11 protein-coding genes are annotated in these 11,720 nt (G+C 66.5%); 9 read left to right on the top strand and 2 right to left on the bottom strand.

Going from position 1 to position 11,720, the window contains the following annotated elements; translation table 11 throughout:
* Window positions 1–358 precede the first annotated feature (358 nt).
* The gene (gjpA, locus tag VXD91_RS17650; RefSeq protein WP_318986656.1) at window positions 359–1,924 is read left to right on the top strand and encodes an outer membrane porin GjpA; all 1,566 of its coding nucleotides are present in this window, start codon (window positions 359–361) and stop codon (window positions 1,922–1,924) included.
* A gap of 96 nt (window positions 1,925–2,020) precedes the next feature.
* Window positions 2,021–3,601 (top strand): outer membrane porin GjpA, encoded by a 1,581-nt coding sequence (gjpA, locus tag VXD91_RS17645; protein WP_318986655.1) that lies wholly within the window; start codon window positions 2,021–2,023, stop codon window positions 3,599–3,601.
* Between the two features lie 69 nt (window positions 3,602–3,670).
* Here the strand turns inward: gjpA (VXD91_RS17645) and VXD91_RS17640 are convergent, their stop codons facing one another.
* Window positions 3,671–4,540, bottom strand: a complete 870-nt coding sequence (locus VXD91_RS17640) for a GNAT family N-acetyltransferase (RefSeq protein WP_318986654.1) — start codon at window positions 4,538–4,540, stop codon at window positions 3,671–3,673.
* Window positions 4,540–5,133 carry a peptide deformylase gene (locus tag VXD91_RS17635; protein WP_020101093.1) on the bottom strand — a complete coding sequence of 198 codons (594 nt, stop codon included), beginning with the start codon at window positions 5,131–5,133 and terminating at the stop codon, window positions 4,540–4,542. Before VXD91_RS17635 ends, VXD91_RS17640 begins: the two co-directional genes overlap by 1 nt.
* Before the next feature lie 161 nt (window positions 5,134–5,294).
* On the opposite strand from VXD91_RS17635, the gene VXD91_RS17630 reads away from it, so the two are divergent.
* From VXD91_RS17630 to VXD91_RS17600, 7 genes are all read left to right on the top strand, one after another.
* Complete coding sequence (locus tag VXD91_RS17630; protein ID WP_029105136.1) at window positions 5,295–5,603, top strand: DUF3263 domain-containing protein; 309 nt, start codon at window positions 5,295–5,297, stop codon at window positions 5,601–5,603.
* A gap of 41 nt (window positions 5,604–5,644) precedes the next feature.
* Window positions 5,645–6,112: a LytR C-terminal domain-containing protein gene (locus VXD91_RS17625; protein WP_318986653.1), complete on the top strand. Its 468-nt coding sequence runs from the start codon at window positions 5,645–5,647 to the stop codon at window positions 6,110–6,112.
* Between the two features lie 10 nt (window positions 6,113–6,122).
* Window positions 6,123–6,842: a superoxide dismutase family protein gene (locus VXD91_RS17620; RefSeq protein ID WP_318986652.1), complete on the top strand. Its 720-nt coding sequence runs from the start codon at window positions 6,123–6,125 to the stop codon at window positions 6,840–6,842.
* Window positions 6,823–7,971 carry a glutamate--cysteine ligase gene (locus tag VXD91_RS17615; RefSeq protein WP_318986669.1) on the top strand — a complete coding sequence of 383 codons (1,149 nt, stop codon included), beginning with the start codon at window positions 6,823–6,825 and terminating at the stop codon, window positions 7,969–7,971. The genes VXD91_RS17620 and VXD91_RS17615 overlap by 20 nt, the downstream gene beginning before the upstream one ends.
* 2 nt (window positions 7,972–7,973) lie before the next feature.
* A complete protein-coding gene (locus VXD91_RS17610) occupies window positions 7,974–8,609 on the top strand; it encodes an LON peptidase substrate-binding domain-containing protein (RefSeq protein WP_318986651.1) in 636 nt (211 codons plus the stop codon).
* Between the two features lie 81 nt (window positions 8,610–8,690).
* Window positions 8,691–9,938: a hypothetical protein gene (locus VXD91_RS17605; protein ID WP_346415965.1), complete on the top strand. Its 1,248-nt coding sequence runs from the start codon at window positions 8,691–8,693 to the stop codon at window positions 9,936–9,938.
* Between the two features lie 250 nt (window positions 9,939–10,188).
* Window positions 10,189–11,715, top strand: a complete 1,527-nt coding sequence (locus VXD91_RS17600; protein WP_318986649.1) for a PQQ-binding-like beta-propeller repeat protein — start codon at window positions 10,189–10,191, stop codon at window positions 11,713–11,715.
* The last annotated feature ends 5 nt before the right edge of the window (window positions 11,716–11,720 follow it).

Raw genomic sequence — 11,720 nt, 5'->3', positions numbered from 1 at the left:
CAGCGCGTGTGAGATTCCGGTCACGATCACGGCCCGGTGTGGTCTCGGTCACGACGCGAAAAATGCGTCTGAGCATTACTAATCGGAATATATCTGGCAGGTTCGGCCGCGTTCACGGGGTCGCGCCGAAGCCTTACTGGGCGCCCTAAATGGGTTTGCCGACTGGCCATTTGCCGGACGGTTAGCGGGCCTATAAACGGCGGTTTACCGGCTAATACGCAAACAGGCTTGGCGTTACCTGTGAGCCGCATGCCGTCGCTACCGATTCGTTACGACTTCGTCAAAAACTCTGGATTAACTCGGTTACTCGTCGGTAAATTACCCGCCAGTAAGCAAGCCGACCCCGAGGAGTCACTTCATGAATGTTGCGGTTCGTCGCCATACCAAGGCGGGTATCTGCGCAGCGACCACGGCGGCCATCGTGGCCGGCCCGCTGTTGCCGTCGGTGCCTGCCGCCGCGCATCTGCCGTCGCTGCCGTCGGTCAGCAGCGCCGCGGTCCAGCTGACCGCGGCGTACAACCCGCTGCAGCCGTGGCTCGACGCGTTCAACACCGCGTCGGAGAACGCGCAGCGAATCGGTGCGGTCGTCTCCGAGGCGCCGGCGGTGTTGCTGCAGCAGTTCCTGGCGAACCAGATCAGCCATGTGGGGGCCATCCTGCAGAACCCCGGCAACATCGGCGCCGTGATCCAGGACGTCGGGCAGAACGTGAAGTCGGCCATCACCGCCGCCACGCTGCTGGGGACCAAGCCGGATGACTGGACCATCGCCGGCTCGAACGACGTCTGGCACGGCCTGGTCGCGCAGATGCTTCCGAACATGCTTCCGACAGCCGGCAACCCGCAGGCGTCCGCGATCGTCACGCAGGTGGTCAACGTGCTGGCCTCACCCCTCAGCGGTGTGCTGATGGGTTTGGTGGGTCCCGGCATCAGCCCCGTGGTGGCGCTGGTCAACAGCATCACCAAGATCGCCACCTCGCTCGCCGCCGGTAACGCGATGGCCGCGGCGCAGGCTGCCATCAACATCCCGGCCGCCATGGTGAACGGTTTCCTGAACGGCGCCAATCTCAACCTGGATGTGCTGGCGCCGCTGATCACCAAGACCATGCCGGCCGGCAACGAACTGCAGAAACTCAACATCCAGTTCGGTGGCCTGTTCACCGCCGGCGTGACGGGCATGGACATGACCGGCATCGGTGGCTCGATCCTGAACTCCCTGGGTCTGACGGCCGAAACGGTGCTCGCCCCGGGATTCCCGCTGGAAATCACGGGCCAGGGCATCGGGCCGATCGGTGCGCTCGTCAACCTCAGCCACCTGCTGGCCAAGGCCATCGGCTGGAGCGGCACCGGTAACCCGTTGGCCCCCAAGACCGCCGCCGAACCGGCTGCGGCAAACCAGGTTTCGGTGACCAAGGCGGCCACGGACAACTCGATCACCTCCATCCCGCAGGCATCGGTGGCGGTGACGCAGGTGAAGGCCACCGCGGCGCAGGCGCCGGAGACAGCCGAGAAGCCGGCCACGCCGGCCAAGTCGGAGACGTCGGCGACCCCGGCCACGCCCGCCACTCCGGCTACTCCGGCGACGCCCGCCACCCCGGCCACTGCGGAGACGCCGGCGAACCCGGCGACTCCGGCTACGCCCGCCACCCCGGCGACTCCGGCCACCCCGGCGAAGCCCGACAACCAGAAGTCGGATGACCACAAGGCGGACTCGACCAAGTCGGAGACGACGAAGTCGGACACCAAGTCGGAGACGACGAAGTCCGAGACCAAGAAGACCGAATCGAAGAAGCCGGCCAAGCAGAAGTCGGAGAAGCCGAAGCCCGTGAAGAAGCCTGCTCCGGCGAAATCCACTGCGGTCCAGGGTGGTTCGACTCACGGCGCCGACGGTGGCGCCGGCTCGCACGCCTCGGGCGCGTCGAGCTAGCAGGTCAACGATCGGTGGGCCTCCCGGCTCGGGGGAGGCCCACCGATTCCCCGCATCAACCAACCCCAATCAACTCGGAAAGAGGGAGTCGTACACATGGATTCAGCGGTCCGTCGCCATACCAAGGCGGGTATCTGCGCAGCGACCACGGCGGCCATCGTGGCCGCCCCACTGCTGTCGTCGGCACCTGCCTCGGTCAAGCTTCCGGCGCTGCCGTCGGTCAGTACCGCCGCGGTGCAGCTGACAGCGGCATACAACCCGCTGCAGCCGTGGCTGAACGCGTTCAACACCGCATCGGCGAATGCAGGCCGCATCGGAGAGGCATTCTCCGACGCCCCGGCGGTGTTGCTGCAACAGTTCTTGGCCAACCAGATCCGCCACGTCGAGGCGATCCGGAAGAACCCGGGCAGCATCGGCACGGTGATCGGTGAGGTCGGGCACAACCTGCAGTCCGCGGTTGGCGCCGCCACCGGCATCGGCGTCAATCCCGCCGACACCGCCGCGGCGTCTCAGTCGAACGATGGCTGGCACACGCTGCTGCTCCAGATGATCCCGAAGATGTTGCCGACCTACGACAACCCGCAGGCCAACGCGGTCGTCTCGCAGGTCCTGACCTTCTTGGCCTCGCCGCTGAGCGGTGTTCTCATCGGTTTGGCGGGTCCGGCGATCAGCCCGGTCGTTGCACTGGTCAACAGTCTCACCGCCGTCGGCGCCGCATTGTCGGCCGGCGATGTGGCCAAGGCTGTGCAGTCGGTCATCAACATCCCGGCCAACATGGTCAACGGCTTCCTCAACGGCGCCAAGCTCGACCTCACGGCGCTGACGCCCCTCGTCAACAACTCGGGACTGCTGAAGTACAACACCCAGCTCCGGGCACTGAGCATCCAGTTCGGCGGGCTGTTCACCGCCGGCGCCACGGGCTTCGATGACAGCGGCATCGGCGGCTCGATCCTCAACTCGATCGGCCAGGACGTCTATACCGAGATCTTCGGACCCTCGGAATTCCCTGTTGACGGTCGTGGCATCGGACCGATCGGGGCGCTGGTTTCCCTCGGGCACATTCTGGCCAAGGCCATCGGCTGGAGCGGCACCGGTAATCCGTTGGCCCCCAAGGCTGCTGTCGAGCCGGCAGCCGCGACGACGCAGGTGTCGGTGACCAAGGCAGCGACGGACAACTCGATCACCTCGATCCCGCAGCCTGCCCTCGCGGTGACTCAGGTCAAGGCCACCGCGGCACAGGCCCCGGAGACGGCCGAGAAGCCCGCCACCCCCGCCAAGTCGGAGACGGCGGCGACCCCGGCAACTCCGGCTGCGCCGGCGACCCCGGCCACGCCCGCGACGCCGGCCGGCTCGGAGACGCCCGCCACCCCCGCGACTCCGGCGACGCCCGCGACCCCGGCGACCCCGGCGAAGCCCGACAACCAGAAGTCGGACGACCACAAGGTCGAGTCGACCAAGCCCGACTCGACCAAGCCGGACTCGACCAAGCCGGATGCAACGAAGTCCGACACCAAGTCGGAGACGACCAAGTCGGAGACCAAGAAGTCCGATTCGAAGAAGCCGGGCAAGCCGAAGGCGGAGAAGGCCGAGAAGCCGAAGCCCGCGAAGAAGCCGGCACCGGCGAAATCCACCGCAGGCCAGGGTGGTTCGTCCCACAGCGGGGCTGACGCAGCCTAGCCGGTACCTGCCGAGGCCACGGTTTCCCGGGCGCCGACGATGTCGCGCGAGAAACCGTGGTCTTCGGCGTTACAGGAGCACGTACCGAGAGCGGTGATGCAACCGGAAACCGATCGACTCGGCCAGCGCGATCGCCGGCGCGTTGTCGTCGAGAACCCGTACATATGCGTGCGTCGCACCGCGGCCGGCGGCCCAGGACATCAGCTCCGCGCAGACGGCGCGGCCCAGTCCGCGTCGACGCTCCGACTCCAGTACGGCGACGTCGGAAAGTCCCGCCCACACCTTGCCGTCGGGTGCGGTGGTCACCGCGGCGCGCCCGACCGCGGCATCCGCCACGGTGGCGAACGCCACGTCGCCATCGACGACGGCGGTGAGCACCTCGACGGCAACGTCGTGTGCGTGAATCTGCCGCCACCGGGCATCCGGGATCGAGGGCAGTTCGGCAGCCGCGCCGCCCGGCAATTCAACGGTCAGAACGCGATTGGGCTCGATGCCCTCGGAACGGACCGGCAGCAGCCGCTCCGGCAGCGCGACCCACGGTTGCAGACCGCGCGCGGCGTACCAGTCGGCGATCGCCGGCAGCGCCGTCAAGTCCGATGAAAAGAGCAGTGGCACAGCCGAATTGGTTCGCATGTCCGTGCCACCGGCCCGCAGCAGCCAGCCGTCGACCCAGTGCTGCTCGGTGCCGGGCCAGGCGAGCGCGGCAGCATGCTCGACCGCACGAATCTCCGAATTGCGTACCGGGGCATGCGACAGCTCGCGCACCGACATCACCGCGGCGGGGCTGATCTCGACGCGCTCACCCGATTTGGTGCGCACCACGACCAGGGGGTCGAGCGCCTCGAGATGACCGACGACGTCGGTGAAGGCCTCGGCGCCGGGATCGGCAAGGCGGTAGCGCAGCGAGACGCGGCTACCGACGCGCCCGCTGGCGGGCATCAGTGCCCGAACGGGTCGTCGACCTCGCCCGGCATCCAGCTCAGCCCCGGCACGCCCCACTTGTTCGACTTGATCATCCGCTTCGCGGCCCGCGCGTTGCGGCCGATCAGGCAGTCGAGGTACAGGAAGCCGTCGAGGTGGCCGGTCTCGTGCTGCAGCATGCGGGCGAACAGGCCGGTGCCTTCCAGCTCGACCGGCTTACCGTCGGCGTCCAGACCGGTGACCTTCGCCCACGTGGCGCGGCCGGTCGGGAACGACTCACCGGGAACCGACAGGCAGCCCTCGTCGTCGTAGTCCGGGTCGGGCATCGTCTCGGGGATTTCCGACGTCTCCAGCACCGGGTTGATCACCACGCCGCGACGCCGCGCGGTCTGGCCGCGGTCGTCGGCGCAGTCGTAGACGAACAGCCGCAGCCCGACACCGATCTGGTTTGCCGCCAGGCCCACGCCGTTGGCCTTGTCCATCGTTTCGTACATGTCGTCGATGAGCTCGGCGAGATCGGAAGGAAGCGACCCGTCGGCGCCGACGGCCACCGGAGTGGTCGCGGTGTGCAGAACAGGGTCACCGACGATGCAGATTGGACGGACAGCCATGACGAGCAATCTTAGTGACCCGACTCGCGGGTAACGATCACGGCTCAATACCGTCGGTCATGGTTGAATGTTCGCCGAACCACTTGCTGCGTCCCAGATCCGTTGTGACGCGCGAAACAGGCTGGCATATACCGAGATCAGAGAAAGGGTCCAGGGGCGAAATGGACGGCGCTATGGCGCGTACTGAGCGATCCGGGGACGACTCTGAGCTCGCCGACGGGTTGACCCGCCGCGAACACGACATTCTTGGTTTCGAACGTCAGTGGTGGAAATTCGCGGGTTCCAAAGAGGACGCCATCAAGGAACTGTTCTCGATGTCGGCGACCCGCTACTACCAGGTGCTCAACGCCCTGGTCGACCGACCTGAGGCGCTGGCCGCGGACCCGATGCTGGTCAAGCGACTGCGCCGGCAGCGGGCCAGCCGCCAGAAGGCCAAGGCCGCGCGTCGTCTCGGTTTCGAAATCACCTAGCTTTTCTGCCCTGAGGGTCAGCCTCGATAAGGTGGGGAGCAATGAATCAGCGAGAGTCCTCCGGACTGCCCCTGCGCGCCATGGTCATGGTGCTGTTGTTTCTTGGTGTCGTGTTCCTGCTGGTGGCGTTCCAGTCGCTGAGTTCGGACAGCAGCTCTGACTCGAGTTCGTCGAGCAGCTCCGCCAGCGCCACCTCGGCCACGGTCACCACGACGTCGACGACGCCCGCGCCCGCCAAGGCCGACGTCAAGGTCTTCAACATCTCCGAGGTTGCCGGTGCCGCGAAGGGCGTCGCCGACAAGCTGCACGAGGCGCAGTGGAACGTCACCGAGACCGACAACCTCAGCGTGGACGCGCCGCCGCCAGCCACGACCGTGTATTTCGGTGACGCCGCGGGGGAGAAGGAAGCCGCCGAAGCGGTCGGCAAAATCCTCGACGCACCCGTCGAACCGCGCATCCCGGCCCTCAATGACAAGGGACCAGGCGTGATCGTTCTGGTGACCGGTTAGGCTCTCCGGCATGCCGATCTCAGCCCCGATTCGCTTCCTTGCCGCCGCTGCGGTCATCGCTCCTGTCGTCGCTGCGTGTGCCCCTCCCGGACAGGTCCCCTCGTCCGTGCCCGGCACCACCCCGGCGATCTGGACCGGCGTCGAGCACGCCCCGCAGGGCCACGGTGAAAAGGCCGGCGAAAAAGCGGCCCCGCAGGCTGCCCCGATCGGCGAGAAGCTGGTCACCGAGCTGAAGACCCCCGAGGGCACGACGGTCGCGACCGCCGAGTTCCTGTTCAACGGCGGGTTCGCCACGCTGACGGTCAAGACCACCGCAGGCGGCGTGCTGACCCCCGGCTTCCACGGCCTGCACATCCACTCGGCCGGCAAGTGTGAGCCGAACTCGGTCGCCCCGACCGGTGGCGCGCCCGGTGACTTCCTGTCCGCCGGCGGACACTTCCAGGCTCCGGGCCACACCGGCTACCCGATGAGTGGTGACCTCGCCTCGCTGCAGATCAAGGGCGACGGCACCGGCTCTCTGGTGACCACCACCGACGCCTTCACCGCCGAGCAGCTGCTCGCCGGTAACAAGACCGCGCTGATCATCCACGAGAAGGCCGACAACTTCGGCAACATCCCGGCTGACCGGTACCAGCAGATCCAGGGCGCCGCTCCCGGTGCGGACGAGGCTTCGATGAACACCGGTGACTCCGGTAAGCGCGTGGCGTGCGGTGTCATCGCTGCCGGGTAGCGCGGACAGCCACACCCCACCGCGAATCGATTTCGCCGGGTCGCCTCGGCCGACCCTCGGCGTCGAATGGGAGTTCGCCCTCGTCGATGCCCGCACGCGTGACCTCAGCAACGAGGCCGCCGCGGTCATCGCCGAGATCGGCGAGACCCCGCATGTGCACAAGGAATTGCTGCGCAACACCGTCGAGGTGGTCACCGGCGTGTGTGACACCGTCGGCGAGGCCATGGACGACCTGCGGTCCACGCTCGGCCCGGTCCGCCGGATCGTGCGCGACCGCGGCATGGAGCTGTTCTGTGCCGGCACTCACCCGTTCGCGGAGTGGGAGAGTCAGCAGCTCACCGAAGGTCAGCGCTACGCCGAGCTGATCAAACGGACCCAGTGGTGGGGCCGGCAGATGCTGATCTGGGGCGTGCACGTGCACGTCGGGATTTCGTCGGCGCACAAGGTGATGCCGATCATCACGTCGTTGCTCAACCAGTACCCGCATCTGCTGGCGCTTTCGGCGTCGTCGCCGTACTGGGAGGGTGAGGACACCGGCTACGCCAGCAACCGGGCCATGATGTTCCAGCAGTTGCCGACCGCGGGCCTGCCGTTCCACTTCCAGAAGTGGTCGCACTTCGAGCGCTTCGTCTACGACCAGCGCAAGACCGGCATCATCGACCACATGAACGAAATCCGTTGGGACATCAGGCCGTCGCCGCATCTCGGCACCATCGAGGTCCGGATTTTCGACGGCGTGTCCAACATCGCCGAACTCGGTGCGCTGGTCGCACTGACGCACTGCCTGATCGTCGACCTGGACCGCCGGTTGGACGCCGGTGAGCAGCTGCCGACCATGCCGCCCTGGCATGTGCAGGAAAACAAGTGGCGCGCAGCGCGTTACGGGCTGGACGCGGAGATCATCCTGGACGCCGACAGCAACGAGCGGCTGGTCACCGAAGACCTTGACGACCTGCTGAACCGGCTGGAACCGGTTGCGGCATCGCTGCATTGCGCCGACGAACTGGCTCGGGTCGCCGACATCTACACCCTGGGCGGCTCCTATCAACGGCAGCGCCGGGTCGCCGAGGAAACCGACGGGGACCTGCTGGAGGTCGTCGACGCGCTGGTGTCGGAGCTGGAGTTGTAGCCGTGCCGATCACGCCGATGTTCCCGCTGGAATCCGCGCTGCTGCCCGGCGAGGAACTACCGCTGCGCATCTTCGAGCCGCGGTACGGCGAACTGGTGCGGGACTGTATGGCGGCCACGGAGCAGGTGTTCGGCGTGGTGCTGATCTCGGCCGGCCGTGAGGTCGGCGGCGGCGACGCCCGCTGCTCGGTCGGCGCGCTCGCCCGCATCGACCGGTGCCAGCCGCAGGGCGTCGGCCGGTACATGTTGAGCTGCAGCGTGACCGACCGCATCCGAATCATGCAGTGGCACAACGACGATCCGTACCCGCGGGCCGAAATCGAGAGGTGGCCCGACGAGCCGGGGCCGGTGGTTCCCGAGGCATCCATCGTGGCGGTCGAGGACCGGATCATCGCCGTGTTCGAACGCATCGCGTCGGCTCAGGGCGCGCGCCTGCGGGACCGGGACTCGATCCTGGCGCGAACCGTCAAACCCGATGTGGGACAACGGCTGTACGCGCTGGCCGCGCTACTGCCGATCGGCCAGGCCGACAAGTATTCGGTGCTGGCTGCGCCGAATGCCGCGGCCCGGCTGGGCGCGCTCGAGGAAGCGGTCGAGAGTCTCACCGCGATGGTGGAATTCCAGCTGTCCGAGGACTAGTACGGGCAGTTCCGTGCACGCAGGGTGGTGTGGCACCGCTTATCCTGGACACAGCATGTTGTGCTACGGGGAGGGTTCACGATGACGGGTTGGCAGGGGAGCGGTTACAACGGTCCCAACCCAGGTGGCGGCGCGGGTAGATCGTCGGACGAAGAAGAGACGGCGATTCACCAGACCACGCCGCCGGCCGCGCCCGGATGGCCCCCGCAGACGCCGCCACCGTTGAGCCAGCCGCCGGCAGGTGCGCCGCAGGGATGGGGGACCCCGCCGGCGGCACCAGGTGCCGGCCAGGGGTGGCCGGGAGCGCCGGCAGGCGGCTACGGCGCACAGCCGTTCGTCACCCCGCAGAAGAAGAACAAGGTGCCGCTGATCATCGCGGCCATTGTCGTGGTGCTCGTCGTGCTGGGTGGTGGCATCTACTACGTCTACGACTCGTTCGGTTCGGGCGACAGCGGCGGCTCAAGCTCCGCCAGCGAGGTGGTGAAGGGCTATCTGGAAGCGCTGTCGAACGGCAACGCCGACACGGCGCTGTCGTTCAGCAATGATCAGCCCGCCTCCAAGGAGTTCCTGTCCAGCGACGTGCTGAAGAAGCAGATCGCCGAATGGCCGATCAGCGACATCCGCATCCTGAACGAAGACAAGACCATGGAGTCGATCGGCCGCGCCGACGTCCACGTGGCGGCCAAGTTCGGCGACAAGAACTCCGACGCCACGATCCACGTCAAGAAGGAAGGCGGCAAGTGGCAGCTGGCCCACGCCGCCGTCAAGCTCGATCTGTCGTCGTTGAGCAGCACCGAGAACGCCGCCCGCAAGTCCATGACGGTGTTCGGCAAGGAGATCGCCGAGGAATCGGCGATCTACGTGTTCCCGGGCTTCCTCGAGCTCGGCAGCACCAGCCCGTACGTGTCGGTCACCGCCGCCAAGCCGCTGCTGCTCGACGCCGTCGAAGGGTATTCGTCGAGCGCCTACCTGCAGCCGAAGTTCGCGCTCAACGATTCGGGCACCAAGACCATCGCCAAGCTGCTGGACGCGGCGTACGGCAGCTGCTCGTCGTCGCGCTCACTGGTGCCGCCGGCGCCGTGCCCCGTGAAGATCAGCGACCGCGATCTGGTCGACGGCACCGTGACGTGGAGCCCGCCCGACATGAGTGCCGTCAAGGTCGGCGATCTGGACGAGTACCGCATGGAGGTCCGGATCAGCGGTGAGGTGCACTACGACGTGAGCGGGCAGGGCCGCAATGGCGGGACCAAGCGCGGCACGTTGACCTCGTACGTCACCGGGACCACCGCCGACGTCAGCGGCGAGCAGGTGAAGATCAAGTTCAACTGAGCTTGGTGGTGAACTGCGCCTGACAACCGGCGGTAGTTCAGATGGTCAACGTCAGGGGAGGGGCGGGGGCAGCATGCTGAGGCGTGTCCTGGTGGGCTTGTCGACAGTCTGCCTCGGCGTGGCCGTGGGCCTGTTGGTTTGGGCGGCTGGGCTATCGCTGTGGAGCTGGCTGGTGCCGGACCCCTCGCCTGGTTACGCGGCGTGGTCAGAGTCTGTGCGACAGGGCGACAACTCCTCGTATTGGGCGAGCATGTCCCCCAAAGCAGTTGCGTCATCGGTATGCGCCGTCGCAGTCATTCTTGTTGCCGCGCTGCTGCTCGTACGGTTCAAACGGGTGTCGCGGTACTGGGGATGGAGTGTGCTGGCGGCCGGTATCGCGTTGGTGTACTTACTGTTGGCTGGCTCTGGGATGGGGCAGTTTTTCGATTGGATGCAACGCCTCCCGGTGACACCCAAGCTGCCTACCGCGGTGAGCAGTTGGCAGCTGGCTGTGTCGGGCACCGTGGCTGCCGCCCTCGCCGCGCCCGCCGTCGCTCGGTGGGCACGGGGTGGTCGCTGGCTCGTCGGTATCGGATTGGTGATGGCCGTGGTGGTCGCCGGTGCCATGACAATGTCGGCGTTGCGAGCCGGTGACGACGGTCGGTTTGTCGAGGCCACCACCGCGACGCAGACGGCTGTGCCTACAAGTCCAGATCGTTTGGGACAAAAAGCTTTTACGATCCGCATTGCCGACGCCAACGGCACGTCGCGTCGTCGGAATTGGCGCGTTGAGTCAGGCGGGGCCGGATTCGTGACCTATGGCAAGGACGGCGTAACCGCGTACCGGTCCGACGGCGTCGAACGTTGGCATTATCGCCGCAGCGGACCTAGTACTCAGACTGTCGCGGACGTGGCTGTTTTCGATCAAGGAAGCACAGTCGTGGTCAGGCTGGGCGGCCGTCCGGACATGTTGATCGGACTGGACGCCATGACCGGCCAACAACTTTGGTGGTCGTCCGACCTTGGCCTGACGAAAGCATTTGGCTATCTGGACTACAACCGCAGAACGCCGCCGTTCCTGGTAGCGACCAACAAGGACGCCAGCGAGTGGACCCGCTACGACACCCGGACCGGGAAGCTGCTGTGGTCAATTCCGGCGCCGTCCACCGAATGCCGCGGTTGGTACGGCGGAAACCCCAGCCTGCCGGGTTCCGCATATCGGTGTGTGTCTGGTGACAAAGCCGATATTCGCTTCGTCTACGTCGATCCATCGAACGGCCAAATTCGCTGGAAAACAACGCTTTTAGCGGGCCTGCCATATTCGGGCCACGACCTCAACGCCATCCGTCCGGGCATCAGCCGGGCGGGCCGAGATGGATATGTGATGGGCGCCGACGTCGAATCCACTGGTGGCGTGGGTGCTTTCGTGAGTACGGCTGATCGGCGCGTTCTGGATTTTCACGGGCAAGTGCTTGTCTATCGGACTCGTGACGAGTCGGCGGATTTTCTCGCCACCGGACCTGAGCCAGCGGACGACTTCATGTTGAGGGGCCGAGACGGGCAAGCGCGATGTACCTTCGCGGACTACCCGATGACCGATCTGTTGGATGCGCGAGCGGTGATTCTCGGTGCTGAGGTGGTGTTCGCCAGAAGACAATTGACGGTCTTCAACCGCCAGGATTGCGTTCCCACCGGGACCGCACCCACGGCTGACGCGGAGGAGATTGTTGCAGCGCCGGGTGTCGTCCTCGCTGTACGTACGGACGACAGCGGAACGTACATCGACGGGTACCGCTGATCGGC

This window comes from Mycobacterium sp. SM3041, from assembly GCF_039668335.1.
GTDB lineage: Bacteria > Actinomycetota > Actinomycetes > Mycobacteriales > Mycobacteriaceae > Mycobacterium.
Note: the sequence above shows the minus strand (reverse complement) of the source record. Positions and strands in the feature narration are given on the sequence as shown.